This is a genomic window from Paraburkholderia sp. MPAMCS5, from assembly GCF_036016995.1.
In the GTDB taxonomy this organism is placed as follows: Bacteria; Pseudomonadota; Gammaproteobacteria; order Burkholderiales; family Burkholderiaceae; genus Paraburkholderia.
Genome location: NZ_JAYXBK010000002.1, coordinates 453,333 through 470,991, shown reverse-complemented (window position 1 = coordinate 470,991; position 17,659 = coordinate 453,333). Strand labels below are relative to the sequence as shown.

Here is a 17,659-nt window from a genome sequence, read left to right as displayed (position 1 = left end):
ACCCTCGTTTTTTAAGTCGCGGCCGGTTCAGCCGCGCTGCCACGCCTCGAACATCAAGCTCGCACAACTTCCACCAAAGCCGAATGAAACCGACATCGCCGTGCCGATCCGCGCCTCGCGCGTTTCAAGCACGAGCGGCATGCCGTCAAGCTCGGGCTCGGCGCTTTCTATCCCCGCCGTACCCGCGATGAACCCGTCGCGCATCATCAGCAATGTATAGATCGCCTCGTGCGCGCCGCATGCGCCAAGGGGATGCCCGGTCATCCCCTTGGTCGACGAAAACGCGGGCACGCCCTCGTGCGGATGCGCGCCGAACACGTCGCGCAGTGCGCGCAGTTCCTCGACATCGCCAAGCGGTGTGGAAGGCGCATGTGTGTTGATGTAGTCGGGGCGCTTGCCTGCTTCACCCAGCGCGCCGCGCATCGCGCGCGCGATGCCTGCCGCGCGCGGCGTGACCATGCCGGCGTCGGTGCAATCGCCGTAGCCGGTCAGTTCCGCATGGATGCGCGCGCCGCGCGCCAACGCGTGATCCAGCGCTTCGAGCACGAGCACGCCCGCGCCCGACGCGATCACGAAACCGTCGCGTTCCGTGTCGTAAGGCCGCGACGCGCGCGCCGGCGTCTCGTTGAAGCGGCGCGACAGCGCGCCCATCGCGTCGAACATCAGCGCCATGTTGTCGTGCAGGCATTCGCTGCCGCCGGCGAGCACGATCTGCTGGCGGCCGCTCTGAATCAGCTGCATGGCCTGGCCGATCGCCAGCGCCGAAGTCGTGCATGCCGACGAAGGCGAGTAGCTCACGCCTTCGAGCCCGAACACCTGCGCGACATTCGCGGAAGCCGTGCTGCTCATCGCGTGCGGCACCGTATACGGCGGCACTTTCTCGACGCCGCGCGCATGCGCGATCGACATCGCCGCGTCGTAACTCGACATGGTGCCGACGCCCGAGCCGATCACCGTGCCGGCGCGCGGCGAGCGCAGCGCGGCGGCGTCGAGCGCGGCATCGTCGATGGCCTTTTTCGCGGCATGACACGCGAAGCGCGCGGTGTCGCCCATGAAGCGCTCGAGCTTGCGCTCGAACGGCGGCTCGTGCGCGACCGACGCGACGCCCGCGATTTGCGAGCCGAAACCGCGCTCGCGCCACGCGTCGATTCGCTCGATGCGCGACGCGCCCGCGCGCAACGCGGCCGACACTTCGTCGAGCGTATTGCCGAGGCACGACACGATGCCCATGCCGGTGACGACCACGCGTTGCAACGCCACGCTCATCGAACGCGCCTGAAAATCAAGGACGTATTGATGCCGCCGAACGCGAAGTTATTGCTCATCACCAGTTCCGCGTCGATCTCGCGTGCCGCGCCGACGATGTAATCGAGCGGCGCGCACGCCGGGTCCACGTTGTGCAGATTCAGCGTGGGCGCGAACCAGTTGCGCTTCATCATTTCGATGGTCCACCACGCTTCGAGCGCGCCGCACGCGCCGAGCGTATGGCCGACGTAGCTCTTGAGCGAACTGATCGGCACGCGCGCGCCGAAGGTCTGCGCGGTCGCGTGACTCTCGGCAATGTCGCCGCGATCCGTCGACGTGCCGTGCGCGTTCACATACCCGATTGCCTCGGGCGGAAGCTGGGCGTCCCTCAGCGCGAATTGCATCGCGCGCGCCATGGTCTCCGCGGTCGGCTGCGTCATGTGCGCGCCGTCCGAGTTGCAGCCGAAGCCCACGATCTCCGCGTGAATCCGCGCGCCGCGCGCGACCGCGTGTTCGTATTCTTCGAGCACCAGCGTGGCCGCGCCTTCGCCGACCACGAGACCGTCGCGCGCGGCATCGAAAGGACGCGGCGTGAGATGCGGTTCGTCGTTGCGCGTGCTGGTCGCATACAAGGTGTCGAACACGGCGACCGCCGGACCCGACAACTCTTCCGCGCCGCCTGCCAGCATCAGCGTCTGCTTGCCGGTCTGGATCGCCTCATACGCGTAGCCGATCGCCTGGCTGCCCGACGCGCACGCGCACGAGGTCGGAATGATCCGCCCTTTCAGATCCCAGAACAGGCTGACGTTGACGGCCGTGGTGTGCGGCATCATCTGCACGTAGCTGTTCGAGGTGACGTCGCCCATCGAGCCGGTTTCGAGCATCGTGCCGAACGCGCGAATGGGCTGCACCGAACCCGAAGACGAGCCGTACGCGACGCCCATGCGGCCGTCCTTGATGCTGGCGTCGTCGGCGAGGCCCGCGTCGGCGAGCGCGAGTTCGCTGGCGCGCACCGAATACAGCGACACCGGGCCCATCGAGCGCGTCTTCTTGCGCGGATAATGCGCGGGCGTGACGAACGCCGGCAGCGGACACGCAAGCCGCGTATGCAGCGATTCGAAGTAATCCCATTCGGGCATGCGCCGCACCGCGTTCACGCCGCTTTTCAGGCGCGCTTCGATCGCGTCCCAGCTATCGCCGAGCGCGGTGACGCCGCCCATGCCGGTAATGACGACTCGCTTCATCAGACCATCCCGCCGTTGACGCCGATCACCTGGCGCGTGACATACGAGGCCGCATCCGACATCAGGAAGCTCACCACCGACGCCACTTCCGCAGGCTGGCCGACGCGGTTCATCGGCACCGTTTTCAATGCGTGTTCGAGCGACACTTCTTCGAGCATGCCGGTTTCGATCAAACCGGGCGCCACGCAATTGACGGTGATGTTGCGCGTCGCCAGTTCGACGGCGAGCGCCTTGGTCGCGCCGATCAGGCCGGCCTTCGCCGCGCTGTAGTTGACCTGGCCGCGATTGCCCATCACGCCGGACACCGACGCGATCGTGACGATGCGCCCGCCCTTGCGCGCGCGCACCATCGGCATGGTCAGCGGATGCACCACGTTGTAGAACGAGTCGAGACCGGTTTCGATCACGACGTCCCAGTCTTCGTCGGTGAGCGCGGGGAACGCGGCGTCGCGCGTCACGCCGGCGCTGCACACGATGCCGTAGTACGGACCGTTCGCCGCGACATCCGCTTCGAGCACTTCGCGGCACACCGCGCGCTCGCGCACGTCGAATTGCAGCACGCGCGCCGTGCCGCCCTGCGCGGCGATGCCCGTCGCGACCGCATCGGCCTCGGCGCGTCCGCTGCGGCAATGCACGGATACCGCGAAGCCATCGGCGGCCAACTTGTACGCAATCGCCCGGCCAATGCCGCGGCTTGCGCCGGTAACGAGAACACGCCGGCTCATGAACTGAAACTCCCCTCGATGAATGACTGAAAATTCGGCGGTTGAAAGACCTTGATGACCGCCTCGGCGCAGCACACGTCGCCGTCGTGAATCGTGCATTCGTACGCGCCGTGGCCTTCCTCGCTGCGCAGCAATTCGCTCGCGTGAATGCGCAACCGCGCGCCGCCCGCGAACGACGGCTGCAACGCCTTGTAGCTGCGCGAGCCGAGCAGCACGCCGGGACGCGCCTCGCCACCGCCGCGCATGGCGAGCAACGCGATGTGCGCGGCAATCGACTGCGCCATCAGCTCGATGCCGATCCATGCGGGCATCGCGCCTTGCGCGTCGGCGTACCACGCGTCGGCCTGCACGCTCGCGCGCGCGGACAGCGTGTCGGCGCCGAAGGTCTCGACGGCGTCGATCAGCAGCATGGTGCCGCGATGCGGGATGATCGCCTCGATCGGCAGTTGCAGCAGTTCGTCGATGCTTCGTGCTTCGTTCATCGCGCTCATCCTGCAAGAATCAGACTGACGTTGCTGCCGCCGAACGCAAACGAATTGCTCATCACGTACTGCGTGCCCGCGTCGCACGGCAGACAACGTTCGCTTTCGACAAGATCCAGCGCGGGCAGCGCGGGATCGGGCTCGCCGTCCCATACATGGCGTGGCAGCGTCATGTCGCGACGCGCGAGCGTGAGCCACGCGAACCCGAGTTCGGTCGCGCCCGCCGCGCCCAGTTGATGTCCGGTCAACGGCTTCGTGCCGCTCGTCGCGACGCCGTCAGGAAATACGCGCGACATCAGGCTCGCTTCCATCTCGTCGTTCTTGCGCGTCGCGGTGGCGTGCAGATTCACATAAGCGATCGACGACGGCGCGATGCCCGCATCCGCAATCGCCTCGCGCAACGCCAGTTCGCCGCCCACGCCTTGCGGATCGGGCGACGAAATATGATGCGCGTCGCTCGATTCGCCGACACCCGCGAGCCGCACCGCCGCTTCGTCGCGGCTCAGCAGAAACACCGCCGCGCCTTCGCCGACATTGATGCCGTTGCGGTTGCGGCTCAGCGGATTGCTGCGCGCCGGGCTCGTCGATTCGAGCGAGGCGAAGCCTTGCACGGTCAACTCGCACAACGAATCGACGCCGCCCACGACCACCGCATCGCACAGTTGCAGTTGCAACAAACGACGCGCGGACGCGAATGCTTTCGCGCTCGACGTGCACGCCGTCGAGATCGTGAAAGCGGGACCGTGCACGCCGAGCGCGGCGGCCGCGAACGGCGCGGCCGTGCCGATTTCCATCTGCCGGTAATTGAAGTTGGCGGGCAGGTCGCCCGCTTGCGCGTGATAGACGAACGCGGCTTCGGCTGCCTCGATGCCCGAGGTGCTGGTGCCGAGCACCACGCCGATGCGGTGCGCGCCGTAGCGCTCGCGCGCCGCATCGACGGCAGGCGCGATTTGCGCGAGCGCGGCGAGCAGCAAGCGGTTATTGCGGCAGTCGTAACGCGCGAGATCGGCGGGCGGCGCGAGATCGAGCGGCGTGAACACGCTGCCGACAAACGCGTCGCCAATGCCCGTGTGCACGATACCCATGCCTCGCGAATGCGTCGCGGCGAGCGCCGGCACGATGCTGTCGAGGTTGCCGCCGAGCGCATTGATCATGCCGAGCGCATGTAGATAAACCGATGGCGCTTTCATGCGACTTTCCTCTTTTCCGATGGCATGCCGATCGGCGCGAGCAGCACCGAGACGGCTATGCCGAGCGCGAGCGTCGCGCCAAAACTCTTGAGCGCGGGCATCGCGCTCATGCCGAGCATGCCGAACGACAACAGCGTGGTGGCCGCCGAGAGCAGCACGCCCGTCCACACCGCGCCGAGATCCGCGTCTTCGCGCAAGCAGCCTTCGCGCAGAAACACGGCATAGTTTGCGCCGACGCCCAGCACGAGCATGAGCGCCAGCCAGTTGAACAGATTGAGCGGCACGCGCGCATAGCCGAATGCGGCGAGCGTGACGCCCACGGCGAGCATCACGGGCAAGGTCACGGCGATGCCGCCCGCGAGACGTTCCGTCAGCGGCGCTTGCCGCCGCCCGTAGCGCACGATCAGCAGCGCGAGCACGACGCTCAGCGCGCCGCCCAGCCACCATCCGCTATCCACGCGATACGCGCCGAACAGCTTCGACACGCTCGCCGCTTTATCGACGAACACGACACCCGGCAACGCGTTCGCGGTCCCGATCAACACGGGTTCGTTGTCCGGCGTCACGCCTTGGGGAATCACCACGGCGGCATAGGCATGCGTGGCTGCATCGACCTGACCGAGCCACAAGTGCCGGTACGGTTGCGACCACGGCGCGGCGAGCCATTGATCGACGGTGAGAAGCGGTTCGCGTTTTGCTTGCGCGGCGATCCACGCGTCGGCGACTTCGTCCTTGAAGCCCGCTTGCAGCAGCATGGCGCGCAATGCGGCCGGATCGCCGAACACATCTTGCGCGAGCAACGCGCGATCTTCATTTTGCTGCCTGGCCGACGGCACGAATTGCGCGGCCGATTGATAACCGCCCACTTTGTTCGCCGTGCCGTTCAGCGCGTCGAGTTTCGCGCCCAGCGCTTCGGCGCGTTGCAGAACGACCTCGGGCGTCTCGCCGCGCACGACAAAAAACTGCGCGCTGTTATCCACGCCGACCGCCGCGCGCACCTTGTCCTCTTGCGCGACGAGCGACGGATCGCGCTGGATCAGCAGATGAACGTCGTCGTCGCTCGTGAGACGCAGCCAGCCGGGAATCGCCACGACCAGCAGCAACGCCGCGACGAACCACGCCCGCTTGCCGCCAATCGTGCGATGCCACCCGCTCAGCAAGCACGCCGCGCGCGTGAAAAGACGCAGCGGGCTGCGCCTCGGCGCGCGCGGCAGCAGCGCGGGCAACAGCCACATCACCGAGGCGAACGCCGTGACGATGCCCGCCATCGCGAAGCACGCAATCTGCTTGAGCGCGGGAAACGGCACCCACGTGAGAATCGCGTAGCCGAGCAAACTCGTGGCGAGCGCGACCGACAACGCGGGACGCACCGCGCGCGCGCCGCGCCGCGCATCCCAATCGGGGCCCGCGCCGAGATAGACCACAAAATATTGAATCGAGTAATCGACGGCTTCGCCGATCAGGCTCGCGCCGAACACGAGCGTCAGCAGATGCAGCTTGCCGAATACAAGCAGCGTCACCGCGAGCGCGCAGACAATGCCGAGCGCCGTGGACACGAATCCGAGCAGCAACAGACGCGGCGAGCGGAACACCCACAACATCAACAGCGCGATGCCGACGAGCGACGCGACGCCGATCAGATGTACTTCGCGCTCCGACGCGCTGCGCGCCGATTCCGCGTAAAACACGGCGCCGGTGCGCGCCACCGATACATCCGGAAAAGCCTGCTTCAGTTCGCTTTCGCCCTGCGAGAGCGCGGCGAGCACCGCGTGCTGCGTCTTTGTTTCGTACGCCGAACCAGGCAGCGTTGAGACGATCAGCACGCTCGTCGCGTTGCCTTGATGCGAGACGAGAAGTCCGTCTTCGAGTTCGAGGTTCGATGTGGCAAGCGGCAGATTGCCGAGCCAATGTTCGAGCCAGCCGAACGGATCGTCGGAGAGCGACGTGGTCAGGCCGCCACGCACCGGGCTGTAGATGCGCTGCGCGAGCGCGTCGTGCAGCGATGCGCCGCCGCCCGCGATCGTCGCGCGGTCGGACGGCGACAGCAAGCCGAAGCGATACGGCCTGTACAGCGCCCCGATTTGCGACAGATCGAACGGCGGCAACTCAGCCGTCACCGAAGCGAACGCGCCGCTCTTTCGCAGCGACGCGCCGAGCTGTTTCGCCGCAGCTTTCGCGTGCGCGTCGTCACGGCTGCTGACGAGAAAAACCGTGCGGTCGCCGAGCGCGCTCGCGAGCGTATCGACAGCTTTTTCGGCGACGGGGTCCGCTTCGGTCGCGGGCAACAGCGCGAGCAGATTGGTCTGCAACGGCGACGGCCCCGCAAAGCGCCAGCCGCAATACAGCGCCGCGACGAGCGCGAGCAACAGCCACGCGGCGCGCATGCTCCACGTCTGTCTCGCGGACCTGTGTTGCAGCAGATCCATCACGGCGCCCCGAACAGGCTACGTTCGGCGGGCGCCGGTTCGCTCACCGTTTCGCTTTTGCTGAACTCGAGTTGTGTCGTGTCGCCGTTGGCGAGCGCGATGCGCAAGCTCTGCAAATACTCGCCGCCATTCATCTGCAAGCCTTTGATCGACTGCGCGATCTGCGGCTGATTCGGCGTGAGCCGCATGCGCCAGTGCGCGGCGCTGCCTTCGGCCTGCACGTCGAATTGCGAGTACAGCGCGGACAGATCGCCGCCGAGCATCGCGCGCATCATCTTCGACACTTGCGCGACGCCGCGCGCGCCTTGCGCGCCATGACTCATGACGCGCTGGCCCTTGGCGTCGACTTCCGCGACGCCGGCGTCAGTGATCACGTAAGTCGCTTTGTAGGGCGTGTCGATTTGCCAGATCACGCCGCGCTCGCGCACGAACAGCAACGAGCCGGTGCTGACGAGCGGCGCTTTCATCGCGGCGAGCGTCTGCGTCTGCGTGAATTGCGCGCGCACGCCTTTGGCGCCGCCGAGTCGAGCGGCGATCTGCGCGACGAGCGCCGCGTTGCCGTCAGCGGGCGCGGCTCTGGATTGCAACGTTTGCGGCGCTGCCGTGGCCGCAGCCGTGGCCGCAGCCGTGGCCGCAGCCGTGGCCGCAGCCGTGGCCGACGCCGTGGCCGACGCCGCCAACACAGGCCACGACGCCATGCCCAGCGCGGTCGCCGTTACGAGCCCGGCGAATGCGCCGAATGCGCGCACTTGCCGGGCGCGGGAATTCATCGTGCCCATACGCGCTCCAGTTTCTCGAAGACCACCGGCGGCGATACGAACTGCAATTCCTGCGTGGCGGCATCGACCGCGACCTGGATCGTGTAGCCCTTCGTGAGCCGCGTGCCCGATGCGCAATCGACGATTTCATAGCCTATTTTCAGGCGGTTTTCGTGTTCGAGCAGTTGCGTGCGAACGTCGAGCGTCTGACCGTACGTGGCCGGGCGAACATACTTCAGATGCGCCTCGACGATCGGCCACAGATAACCCGACGCCTGCATTTCGCGGTAGTCGTAATCGAATGCGCGCAACAGCGCCGCGCGGCCGATCTCGAAGTACTTCAGATAATGGCCGTGCCAGCACACGTTCATTGCGTCGACGTCGTGAAACGGCACTTCGACCGCCGCGCTCGCGCTCAGCACCTGGCGCGCTCCGCTCATGCTCATGCTTGCGCGCCTCCGCGATAGTCCTGCAGCAATTCGCATGCGGCGATGCGCGCGGTCAGCGCGCGCAACTCGTGCTCCAGCGCGCGGTCTTCGTCGACGAAAGGCGATTGCGCGCTCACGCTTTCCATGAAGGTTTGCAACGGCGCCGGAACCGGTGTCGCGCTGTCGATCTTCAGGCGCAGCCGCGCGGCCTGCACCGTGGCGAGCGTATGCGCGGCGGCGACCTGCTCGGTCAACTCCAGCACGCGCAGGCAATCGCGCGCGGCAATCGTGCCCATGCTGACCTTGTCCTGATTGTGCGCTTCAGTCGAGCGCGAGAACACGCTGGCGGGCATGGTGTTCTTGAGCGCCTCCGCCGTCCACGCGGACGACGAAATCTGCACGGCCTTGAAGCCATGATTGATCGCCGCGCGCGCGGGCGCGGCGCCGGTCAGATTGCGCGGCAGGCCGTTGTTGAAATTCACGTCGACGAGCAGCGCCAGTTGCCGGTCCATCAGATCGGCGAGATTGGCGACGGCGACCTTCAGCGAGTCCATGGCGAATGCGATATGGCCGCCGTAGAAGTTGCCGCCGTGCAGCACGCGCTCGTTGTCGGGATCGATCAGCGGATTGTCGTTCGCGCTGTTCAACTCGTTTTCGATGTCGCGGCGCACCCAGCTCAATGCATCGCGCGCGACGCCGATCACATGCGGCGCGCAGCGAATCGAATAGCGATCCTGCAAGCGATGCCCCGGCGTGTCGTCGCGCCCCGTCAGATCGTCGCGAATCCATGCGGCGGCCTGGGCCTGGCCCACGTGAGGCTTCACGTCGAAGAGCGTCGCGTCGAAGTGCGCGGCGCGGCCGTCGAGCGCGACCGTGGAAAGCGCGGTCAGGCGCGCGGTGAGCCGCGTCAGATGATCGGCGCGCGCAAACGCGAGACACGCGAGACCGGTCATCACGGCGGTGCCGTTCATCAATGCGAGGCCTTCTTTCGGCGCGAGCGTGAGCGGCGTTTGACCGAGTTCGCGCCACACGTCGCGCACATTGCGAAGCTGCCCTTCGAACATGACCTCGCGTTCGCCCGCAAGCGCGGCCGCGACATACGACAGCGGCGTCAGATCGCCGCTCGCGCCGACCGAGCCCTCGGCGGGAATGCGCGGCAACACGCGATGATTGACGAGGTCCGCGAGACGTTCGAGCAACACCGGACGCACGCCGGAAAAACCATACGCGAGCGAGTTCAGCCGCGCGGCGATGACGGCGAGCGTCTGCGCGTCGTCGAGATAGGCGCCCATGCCGCAGCCGTGATAGCGCGTGAGTTGCAGCGGCAACGCTTCGACGAGTTCCATGGGCACGTCGACCACGCATGCGTCGCCGTAACCGGTATTCACGCCGTAGACCGTCGCGCCCGCCGCGAGATGACGGCGCAGAAAATCCGCGCCGCGCTGAATGCGCGCGCGCCACGCGGAGTCCGCGTTCAACGCGACCGGCGCGCGACGTTGCGCAATCGCGACGACTTCCTCGATGCTCAGCTTGCGCCCGCCGATCGTGACCGCGGGCGTCTCCTTGTTCCTGCTCGAAGCCGGGTGCGTGCCGGCGTGAGTTGCGTCGATCAGATCATGTTCGGCCATTTGCGCCTCTCTTGGGGCTGGCCCAGAAATCGAAGAAGTTGAACCATTGATAAGGAGCCTTGCGGCAATAATGTTCGAGACGCGCGGCATAACGCTGCGCCCAGGCGGCGAGATGCTGCGTGCGTTCGTGGCGCGGCAACGCGATGCGCTCCGCGAACGGCTCGAAGTAAAGACGATAACCGTCGCGCTCTTTCAGGCAGAAGAACAGATAGACAGGACAGCCGAGCGCGTGCGCGAGCACATACGGACCTTGCGCGAACGGCGCGTTCGAGCCGAGAAAACGCGCCTCGGTCGTGCGGCCCGCTTCGTGCGCGGGCACGCGATCGCCGACGATCACGAGCAGCTCGCCGGCGTCCACGCGCTGCTGCATCATCACGGCGGTTTCAGGTCCGAAGTCGGCGACTTCCAGCAGATGCCGCGTGAACTGGCTATTCGCCGACGCCAGCACGCTGTTGAAGCGGCGCGCATGTTCGGTGTAGACGACCGCCGTGACCTTTGCATGGCCGCCCTGGGCGGCGAGCGCGCGCGTCATCTCCAGATTGCCGAGATGCGCGCCGATCACGAGCGCGCCCTTGCCGCTCTCGACCAATGCTTTGAACGCGGAAGGATCGTCGAGCTTCACGTCGGTGTTGTTGACGCGTCCCGACCATGCAGCCAGCTTGTCGAAGCCCGATTGCGCGAACGCAAGCATATGGCGATAGGCCGACAGCCAGCCGGGCCGCGGCGTATCGCCGTGCGGCGCGACCTCGCGAAGACGCCTGAAGTAATCGGCCGAGGCCTCGCGCGCGGCGCGGCCCGTCAGCAGAAAATACGCGACCACCGGATGCAGCCACAGCGCGGTAAAGCGGCGGCCGAACAGCTTGCAACTGAGCGCGAGCAAGGACATGCCGAGATGACTGCCGCGTTCGGCGATGCGCCACCAGTCTTGCCCGCTGCCGGCTTCCTTCATGGGAGGAAGCACCGCGCGCCGCGGCATGAACTTGTGCGCGAGCAGCATCGGCAAGCGGGCCAGCATGCCGCACACGAGCCGCGTATGACTGCGGCTGATGCGCACGTTGTCCCACAGCACGTCGAAGTGCGACACGCCGTCGCTCGCATAGGTGACGCGCGTCGGAATCGAGCGGAATGCGGCGCGGCGCCAATAAAGACGCACGAGAATTTCGATGTCGAAGTCCATGCGCGTGGGCAGTTGCACGCTGTCGATCAGCTTGCACGCGAGCGCGAGCGGATACAGGCGAAAGCCGCACATCGAATCGCGAATGGTCAGCGAAAGCGTTTCGATCCACACCCACACATGCGTCAGATAACGGCCGTAGAGACGCGCTTTCGGCACGCTCTCGTCATACACGGGACGGCCGAGAATCACCGCGCCCGGTTCGGTGTGCGCCGCTTCGATGAAACGCGGCAGGTCGCGGGCGTCGTGCTGGCCGTCGGCGTCGATCTGCACTGCGTGCGTATAGCCGGCGTCGCGCGCGGCGCGCAGGCCCGCCATCACGGCCGCGCCTTTGCCGCCGTTCACCGGCAGGCGCAGCAGCGTGAGTTGCCGCGCGTGTTGCCGCGCGAGGTCGGCGAGCACCTGCTGGGTCGCCTCGTCGCTGCCGTCATCGACGACGAAAATCGGCAAGCCGTGTACCGCGAGATGCGCGACGGTCGCGCCGATCGCGTCCTTGTGGTTGTAGATCGGAATGACGATGCACGGAGCGAAGTTCATCATGCGCGCTCCCGATACACGATCACGCCCGACGCGCATTCGCGCTCGCTCAGCCGGAAGGCGAACTGCACGCGCCGGCGCGCGGCGTCGTGCGCGAGGGTGAGGTTCAGCACGGAGCCCGGCGAAACCGGCGCCATGAACTTGAGACGATCGACCGACGCCACATCGCGCACATAGGGCAGTTGCTCGCTTGCGAGGCGCGTCGCCCAATCGACCTGCACCACGCCGGGCAGAATCGGCAAGCCAGGAAAATGGCCGGCGAAATGCGCGAGCGTGGCCGGCACGCGCAACTCGTAATGCAGCGTGTCGCCGCCGCGAGCTTCGGCGAGCAGCTCGAAACCTTCGGTGCGCGGCGCGAAGGCCGCGGCGACAGCGGACACCGGCAGCTTGCCGCGCGCGTCGAACGGCAACGCGAGACGAAAGCGCCAATGACGCGGCAACACGACCACATCGAAATAGTCAGAGAGATGACGCCGCAAGGTTTGCGCGAGCAGCACGCGGCCCGCGTCGCGCAACGCTTCGTTGCCCGCTTCGGTCAACGCGACGACTGCGCCCACGCGCTCGCGCGCGCCGCCTTCGAGCGGCACGATCGCGGCTTGCGCGACATACGGATGCAGCGCGAGACGCGCTTCGAGTTCCGGCAGCGACACGCGCTTGCCATCGAGCTTCAGCACGCGATCGAGACGGCCTTGCAAACGGAAGCGGCCTTGCGCGTCGAAAGCGATCTTGTCGTCCGTGCGATGCCAGCCGTCATGATCGAGATGCGGCGAGCGCACGTTCAATGCGCCGTCTTCGTCGCAACGCACTTCGATGCCGGCCACCGGCTGCCACGCATCGGTCTGGTCCTGGCGGCGCCATGCAATGCCGCCCGTCTCCGTGCTGCCGTAGATTTCGAGCGGCGCGGCGCCGTAGGCCGCGGCATAGTCACGCGCGGCTTCGGCCGCGAGCGGTCCGCCCGACGAAAAGAACGCGCGCGGCGCGGGCGACAATGCGGCGAATTCCGGCAGCGCGGGCCAACGCGACAATTGCGCGGGCGTCGATACGATCACGGCCGCGCCGCATTGCGCGATCTGCGCTTGCAGATGCAGCGGCTCGATACTGATCTCGCGGTCGAATGCGCGGCCCGCCGCGAGCGGCCACATCACGCGAAACAGCAAGCCGTAGATGTGATGATGCGGCACGCTCGCGAGCATGGTCGCGTCACCGGCCAGCGCGCCCCACTGCTTCTCGAGCGTGTGCACTTCGGCATTGAACTGCGCGAGCGTTTTGCGGATCGGCTTGGGACGGCCGCTGCTGCCCGACGTGTAGAGCGTGAGCGGAGCGTTCGGATCGATGCGTGCATCGAGCTTATGCGCGTGGTCGGCGGCTTGCGCGTGCGGCGGCAACGCGGCGTCGGTCAACACGACGTCGTAGGCGTCGGCGAGATCGGCGAGATAGCCGGGCGTCGCGTTCGCGGGGATCACCGGCTCCTTGCCGCAAGCGAAAAGCGCGAACAACGCGCACGCGAAGTCGAATGGATCGTCGATGCACAACGCGTAGCGTCGCGCGGGCTGCGCCTGCACGAGCGCGAGCAGCGTGGCGACGCGCGCGCGGAATGCGGCGCGATCGAGCACGACGCCGCGATCGCGGCAGACGGGCGTATCGAATGCATGAAGCGACGCGGCATCGCGCGTCGCCAGTAACAGATCGTGCAACGCGATCATGCCGCCTCCGAACGCGCGGCTCGCGGCAGCACGACGAGATAACGCCAGAGGACTTCGGCGATCAGCAATACGCCGATCAGCCCATAGGCAATCGCGCCGTTATACAGCGACCAGCTCGCGCGGCTCCAGTAGAGCGCGGTATAGGCGGAAAACGCGCCGTTCAGCAGAAAAAACACACACCACACCTGAGTAACGCGCCGCGTGTGGCGCACTGCGCCCGGCGGCAGATTCGATTTGCCGAGCCGCGCGAATTTTTCGATCATCGACGGCCCGCGCACGAGCGTCGCGCCGAATGCGATCAGCAGGCCCAGATTGACGAGCGACGGATAGAGGCGCAGCAGCAGCTCGCTGTTGGTGAACACGATGGCCGCCGACGCGCAGCTCAACAGACCGACCACGGTCCAGTCGATGGCGGAAAGGCGGCGCAGCGAAGTCGCGACCGGACCGCTGCCGGCCCAGCGCTGCAACCACAGAATCGCAAACAGCATGCAGCCGACATAACGCGGCGTGTCCCAGCGCCATGCGCACAGGATCAACGCCGGGTACGCGAGCTTCACCAGCACTTGCACGACCGTTTTGAGCCCATTGCGCTCAATGACGGGCGAAGCGCCCGCGGCGCTTGTGTCGGCCGCCGGCGTTCGCGAGCGCACGACTGACATCAGCCTTGGGCCGCCAGCAGGGATTCGACCGCGCCGATCACGTCGCCGACTGTGCGCACCGACTTGAACTCTTCCGGCTTGATGCGGCGGCCCGTCATTTCCTGCAGCTTGATGGCGAGGTCGACGGCGTCGATGCTGTCCAGATCGAGGTCTTCGAACAGATGCGCGTCGGGCGTCACGCGCTCGGGCTCGATTGCGAAGTTCTCTTTGAAGATATCGCGGATGCGTTCAAGAATCTCTGCCTCGGACACGGTCATTCCCCTTTGCTGTTGGTTTCGTTCGCGGCGTGCGCCGCTTCGCGCTGACTCGCGACCAGCGCGGCCAGCGTGCTGATCGAGCGGAAGTGCTCGCGCGTGCGTTCGTCGTTCGCCGCAATGGTCAATTGATATTGTTTGCGCAGCACGATGCCGATTTCGAGCGCGTCGATCGAATCCAGGCCGATGCCGTCGGTGTCGAACAACGGTGCGTCGTCGTCGATGTCGGCGGGGCTCAGGTCTTCGAGATCGAGCGCTTCGATCAGAAGCTGTTTAATTTCCAGTTTTAAAGAATCCATAATCGAACAGGTGCTGAGTAATGTGGGCTTCGACGGCGCTCGTCACGCTGCGCGCAGCGAGAGCCGGTGGTGTATCGATAGAAGCGAGCTGATCGACGCCAAGCGGCGCCAGCACGTTCACGCGCATGCGGAACGCGCGCGCGGGCACGTCGTACCAGCGCATCTGCTTCGTGAACGCGGGCGGATCGCAATCCATCAGCACCGGCACGATCGGCGCGCCGGCCTTCAACGCCATATGCGCGAAACCGCGCGAAAACGCATGCAGCCGGTTGGGCGCGGGGCTGCGCGTGCCTTCCGGAAAAATGATCATCGTATAGCCTGCCGCGAGCTGCCTCGTGCCGGCCTCGACGAGTTCGGAGGGATCGGCATTGCTCACATATTCCGCCGACCGCACGATGCCCCAGAAACACGGGTTGCTCCAGTGCGCGTTTTTCACCACGCAGCAGGCGTGGGGCGTGAGCGAGAGGAGCACCATCACGTCGAGATACGTGGGGTGATTGGCGACGATGATCGCGGGCTTGCGCGCGCGCAGCGCCGCTTCGCCCGACACTTCGAGTTCCATCACGCCGATCCGCTGCAACACGGCAACGAGCGCGCGGAAGAACCCGTGGATCACGCGCGTCACCGCGAACTGCCGCGACGCACGATGCGGCCAGAGCCACGCGAGCGGAAACACCAGCACGGAAAACAGCACGCCGCAGATGCCGAACACCACGAACGCCATGCCCGTGGCGAACAACCGCCAGGCGTAGTCAAGCCGCGCGATCATGCCAGCTCCAGTGCCAGATCACGCCGGCGCCCTGCCATGCGGCGGGCTCGCGGGTCTCGAGACAGTGCTGCAGCGCCTGGCTCTGGGTCGCGAGGCGTGCCGAGGGTCCGGTGCGGCTTCCGGCGGCGGCTGCGTGCGCTTCTTCTGGCGGCATAAGCTGCGCGGCGTCCGCGGGCAGCGCAGCCGACGATGCGGATTGCGTGCACACCAGATCGCCCTGCGCGCCTTCGCGGCTCAGCAGAATCGCCATGGCGCCGCCGTGCACTTCGTCTTCGATCGTGCCGTACGCGGGGTCCGCCGGTTCGTCCGCATAGACGAGCAGCACCGGCGAGCCGGGCTGGGACGCGTATTGCGCATAGGCTTCCAGCAGCGCGTAGCCGAGCGTTTCCGGGCCGGCCGAAACCGCGCTGGCCGCCGAGCGGTCGCCGCGCGCAATGCCGAACACGCCCGTCATGGCGTTCAGCACCGACAGGCTGAATGCGGTGGGCGAGACCGGTTGACCCGCGCTGATGGCGCGAAGGATGTCGGTGGTGCGCCGCAATTCGCCGTGGCGCGAGGCGAACACGACGCGGACCTCGTCATTCCCGGCGCAGTCGTGCGCCACCTTCAGCGCGACTCGGGACAGAGTGCTCAGACGACGTCGCACGATCGGCTCGATAAAGCCGATTTCGGGTGCGGCAGATGCGGCAGCAGGCCAGCAAGACCAGCGAGCGACCGGAATGGTCCAGTGCAGATCGGGCATATCGGTGTTCGCGCGTAGAAGCAAGGAGAGGCTGAAGCGCCCGACGGAGCACGCAGCCGTCACAGCGTGTGCGCGCCGCGCGGCCCGGCAATATCCGGCGGGGAGTCAATCCAGACTTCTTTTGTAGGGTTCAGCGAATTAACGGCACTTTGACCCGATTATTTAGGCGACTTTGAAAATTCGCCATGTTCGTAGGCTCGGATTTCTATAGTCGCCGGAATCATACTGAATATTCTGAATTAAATCAGCCATAAAAGACGTATCCATCTGTATCCGTCTCGACATTGCCACGGTTGGCTTCGGCTTCTCTTCGAGGGGTTGCGGAACGGTCCCAAATGACCGGCTGAAACGCCTGCCGCCGGAGGTTTCGGCGGCGCTGGCGGGAAATGCGGATAGCCGGATTTTGCGCGGAAAATCTCCGCAATACTTTCATTTAACTTTCTGCGTACGTTGTTGCAGTTCAACACAATCGATATTGCGGTCGAGTCGCATGCGGACGGAAATTCAGGCGAATTCGAGCGCCCCGCCTCATTCGCGCGTGAGCCGCGCCGACGCCTGCTATAATCCGCCGCTCATTGGGGAGTAGCCGCCCCGCGGCACGTCCGCCCGGCAATCAGCCCGGGCTCGGGAACGTGCGTTCGCGGGGGCGCCTGTCAACAGACTTGGCCGTTACGGCCATGGCAGCCGCAGCCTCTGGCCTGGCGAGACCGATGACCCACACCCCGTCGCAATTGGGCCCGGCGTGTCGTGGGTCGTCGCTCGTTCATATCTCGGCCCGAGGAATCAAAATAACGTGAACCACGCTTTTCTCATTTCGACCGGAGCGGTCGCGCTCGCCGAGATCGGCGACAAGACGCAACTTCTTTCGCTCGTCCTGGCCGCCCGTTATCGCAAGCCGCTGCCGATCATTCTCGGCGTGCTGGCGGCCACGCTCGTCAACCATGCGTGCGCGGGCGCGCTCGGCGCATGGCTCGGCTCGCTGCTCACACCGACCATCATGCGCTGGGCGCTGGCTATTTCCTTCGTCGGAATGGGCTTGTGGATTCTCGTGCCGGACAAACTCGGCGACGAAGAAGCCAATACCAATCGCACGCACTTCGGCGTGTTCGGCGCCACCGTGGTGACGTTCTTTCTCGCGGAAATGGGCGACAAGACGCAGATCGCAACCGTCGCGCTGGCCGCGCGCTTTCACGATTTCTTCGGCGTGGTGGCCGGCACCACGCTCGGCATGATGATCGCCAACGTGCCGGCGATCCTGCTCGGCGACCGCTTCGCGCACCGTCTGCCGACCGGGCTCGTGCACGGCATTGCCGCGGTGCTGTTCGTGGTGCTCGGGACAATGGCGCTGTTCGGCGTGGGCGTTTAAGCGCGGTGCTGATAAGCGGAGCGCTGACCG

General features: G+C 66.1%; 17 protein-coding genes and 1 riboswitch. Of the genes, 1 reads left to right on the top strand and 16 read right to left on the bottom strand.

The genetic code is table 11. The annotated features are described in order from the left end of the window. Positions 1-27: 27 nt before the first annotated feature. From VOM14_RS06275 to VOM14_RS06200, 16 genes are read right to left on the bottom strand one after another with little or no spacing between them, the layout of a single operon-like run. A complete protein-coding gene (locus VOM14_RS06275; RefSeq protein WP_327627863.1) occupies positions 28-1,266 on the bottom strand; it encodes a beta-ketoacyl-[acyl-carrier-protein] synthase family protein in 1,239 nt (412 codons plus the stop codon). Beyond that, positions 1,263-2,489, bottom strand: a complete 1,227-nt coding sequence (locus VOM14_RS06270) for a beta-ketoacyl-ACP synthase (RefSeq protein WP_327627862.1) — start codon at positions 2,487-2,489, stop codon at positions 1,263-1,265. The genes VOM14_RS06275 and VOM14_RS06270 overlap by 4 nt, the downstream gene beginning before the upstream one ends. Beyond that, positions 2,489-3,214, bottom strand: a complete 726-nt coding sequence (locus tag VOM14_RS06265) for a 3-ketoacyl-ACP reductase FabG2 (RefSeq protein WP_327627861.1) — start codon at positions 3,212-3,214, stop codon at positions 2,489-2,491. Before VOM14_RS06265 ends, VOM14_RS06270 begins: the two co-directional genes overlap by 1 nt. Next, a complete protein-coding gene (locus tag VOM14_RS06260; RefSeq protein ID WP_327627860.1) occupies positions 3,211-3,696 on the bottom strand; it encodes a hotdog family protein in 486 nt (161 codons plus the stop codon). Before VOM14_RS06260 ends, VOM14_RS06265 begins: the two co-directional genes overlap by 4 nt. A 5-nt stretch (positions 3,697-3,701) precedes the next feature. After that, the gene (locus VOM14_RS06255; protein ID WP_327627859.1) at positions 3,702-4,886 is read right to left on the bottom strand and encodes a beta-ketoacyl-[acyl-carrier-protein] synthase family protein; all 1,185 of its coding nucleotides are present in this window, start codon (positions 4,884-4,886) and stop codon (positions 3,702-3,704) included. Then, positions 4,883-7,312: an MMPL family transporter gene (locus tag VOM14_RS06250; RefSeq protein WP_327627858.1), complete on the bottom strand. Its 2,430-nt coding sequence runs from the start codon at positions 7,310-7,312 to the stop codon at positions 4,883-4,885. Before VOM14_RS06250 ends, VOM14_RS06255 begins: the two co-directional genes overlap by 4 nt. After that, on the bottom strand, positions 7,312-8,091 hold the full coding sequence (locus tag VOM14_RS06245) for a LolA family protein (RefSeq protein WP_327627857.1): 780 nt from the start codon (positions 8,089-8,091) through the stop codon (positions 7,312-7,314). The genes VOM14_RS06250 and VOM14_RS06245 overlap by 1 nt, the downstream gene beginning before the upstream one ends. Next, positions 8,079-8,510, bottom strand: coding sequence for an acyl-CoA thioesterase (locus tag VOM14_RS06240; RefSeq protein ID WP_327628114.1), 432 nt, complete (start codon positions 8,508-8,510; stop codon positions 8,079-8,081). Before VOM14_RS06240 ends, VOM14_RS06245 begins: the two co-directional genes overlap by 13 nt. A 2-nt stretch (positions 8,511-8,512) precedes the next feature. After that, the gene (locus VOM14_RS06235; RefSeq protein ID WP_327627856.1) at positions 8,513-10,126 is read right to left on the bottom strand and encodes an HAL/PAL/TAL family ammonia-lyase; all 1,614 of its coding nucleotides are present in this window, start codon (positions 10,124-10,126) and stop codon (positions 8,513-8,515) included. Further along, positions 10,113-11,837: a glycosyltransferase family 2 protein gene (locus VOM14_RS06230; RefSeq protein ID WP_327628113.1), complete on the bottom strand. Its 1,725-nt coding sequence runs from the start codon at positions 11,835-11,837 to the stop codon at positions 10,113-10,115. The genes VOM14_RS06235 and VOM14_RS06230 overlap by 14 nt, the downstream gene beginning before the upstream one ends. Next, positions 11,837-13,540: an AMP-binding protein gene (locus tag VOM14_RS06225; RefSeq protein WP_327627855.1), complete on the bottom strand. Its 1,704-nt coding sequence runs from the start codon at positions 13,538-13,540 to the stop codon at positions 11,837-11,839. Before VOM14_RS06225 ends, VOM14_RS06230 begins: the two co-directional genes overlap by 1 nt. After that, entirely contained in the window at positions 13,537-14,199 is a 663-nt protein-coding gene (locus VOM14_RS06220) for a hypothetical protein (protein WP_327627854.1), read from the bottom strand. The genes VOM14_RS06225 and VOM14_RS06220 overlap by 4 nt, the downstream gene beginning before the upstream one ends. Then, a complete protein-coding gene (locus tag VOM14_RS06215; RefSeq protein WP_327627853.1) occupies positions 14,199-14,456 on the bottom strand; it encodes an acyl carrier protein in 258 nt (85 codons plus the stop codon). Before VOM14_RS06215 ends, VOM14_RS06220 begins: the two co-directional genes overlap by 1 nt. Then, positions 14,453-14,752: a phosphopantetheine-binding protein gene (locus tag VOM14_RS06210; RefSeq protein WP_327627852.1), complete on the bottom strand. Its 300-nt coding sequence runs from the start codon at positions 14,750-14,752 to the stop codon at positions 14,453-14,455. Before VOM14_RS06210 ends, VOM14_RS06215 begins: the two co-directional genes overlap by 4 nt. Continuing rightward, the gene (locus VOM14_RS06205; protein ID WP_327627851.1) at positions 14,727-15,521 is read right to left on the bottom strand and encodes a lysophospholipid acyltransferase family protein; all 795 of its coding nucleotides are present in this window, start codon (positions 15,519-15,521) and stop codon (positions 14,727-14,729) included. Before VOM14_RS06205 ends, VOM14_RS06210 begins: the two co-directional genes overlap by 26 nt. Then, the gene (locus VOM14_RS06200; protein ID WP_327627850.1) at positions 15,505-16,263 is read right to left on the bottom strand and encodes a beta-ketoacyl synthase chain length factor; all 759 of its coding nucleotides are present in this window, start codon (positions 16,261-16,263) and stop codon (positions 15,505-15,507) included. Before VOM14_RS06200 ends, VOM14_RS06205 begins: the two co-directional genes overlap by 17 nt. Before the next feature lie 565 nt (positions 16,264-16,828). After that, positions 16,829-17,045, top strand: a riboswitch (yybP-ykoY riboswitch). An 11-nt stretch (positions 17,046-17,056) separates the two neighbouring features. On the opposite strand from VOM14_RS06200, the gene VOM14_RS06195 reads away from it, so the two are divergent. After that, a complete protein-coding gene (locus tag VOM14_RS06195) occupies positions 17,057-17,629 on the top strand; it encodes a TMEM165/GDT1 family protein (RefSeq protein ID WP_327627849.1) in 573 nt (190 codons plus the stop codon). The last annotated feature ends 30 nt before the right edge of the window (positions 17,630-17,659 follow it).

Excerpts from the sequence above, each read along its gene's own strand:
- VOM14_RS06275 (WP_327627863.1), bottom strand. The coding sequence starts at position 1,266 with ATGAGCGTGGCGTTGCAACGCGTGGTCGTCACCGGCATGGGCATCGTG.
- VOM14_RS06270 (WP_327627862.1), bottom strand. The coding sequence starts at position 2,489 with ATGAAGCGAGTCGTCATTACCGGCATGGGCGGCGTCACCGCGCTCGGC.
- VOM14_RS06265 (WP_327627861.1), bottom strand. The coding sequence starts at position 3,214 with ATGAGCCGGCGTGTTCTCGTTACCGGCGCAAGCCGCGGCATTGGCCGG.
- VOM14_RS06260 (WP_327627860.1), bottom strand. The coding sequence starts at position 3,696 with ATGAACGAAGCACGAAGCATCGACGAACTGCTGCAACTGCCGATCGAG.
- VOM14_RS06255 (WP_327627859.1), bottom strand. The coding sequence starts at position 4,886 with ATGAAAGCGCCATCGGTTTATCTACATGCGCTCGGCATGATCAATGCG.
- VOM14_RS06250 (WP_327627858.1), bottom strand. The coding sequence starts at position 7,312 with ATGGATCTGCTGCAACACAGGTCCGCGAGACAGACGTGGAGCATGCGC.
- VOM14_RS06245 (WP_327627857.1), bottom strand. The coding sequence starts at position 8,091 with ATGGGCACGATGAATTCCCGCGCCCGGCAAGTGCGCGCATTCGGCGCA.
- VOM14_RS06240 (WP_327628114.1), bottom strand. The coding sequence starts at position 8,510 with ATGAGCGGAGCGCGCCAGGTGCTGAGCGCGAGCGCGGCGGTCGAAGTG.
- VOM14_RS06235 (WP_327627856.1), bottom strand. The coding sequence starts at position 10,126 with ATGGCCGAACATGATCTGATCGACGCAACTCACGCCGGCACGCACCCG.
- VOM14_RS06230 (WP_327628113.1), bottom strand. The coding sequence starts at position 11,837 with ATGAACTTCGCTCCGTGCATCGTCATTCCGATCTACAACCACAAGGAC.
- VOM14_RS06225 (WP_327627855.1), bottom strand. The coding sequence starts at position 13,540 with ATGATCGCGTTGCACGATCTGTTACTGGCGACGCGCGATGCCGCGTCG.
- VOM14_RS06220 (WP_327627854.1), bottom strand. The coding sequence starts at position 14,199 with ATGTCAGTCGTGCGCTCGCGAACGCCGGCGGCCGACACAAGCGCCGCG.
- VOM14_RS06215 (WP_327627853.1), bottom strand. The coding sequence starts at position 14,456 with ATGACCGTGTCCGAGGCAGAGATTCTTGAACGCATCCGCGATATCTTC.
- VOM14_RS06210 (WP_327627852.1), bottom strand. The coding sequence starts at position 14,752 with ATGGATTCTTTAAAACTGGAAATTAAACAGCTTCTGATCGAAGCGCTC.
- VOM14_RS06205 (WP_327627851.1), bottom strand. The coding sequence starts at position 15,521 with ATGATCGCGCGGCTTGACTACGCCTGGCGGTTGTTCGCCACGGGCATG.
- VOM14_RS06200 (WP_327627850.1), bottom strand. The coding sequence starts at position 16,263 with ATGCCCGATCTGCACTGGACCATTCCGGTCGCTCGCTGGTCTTGCTGG.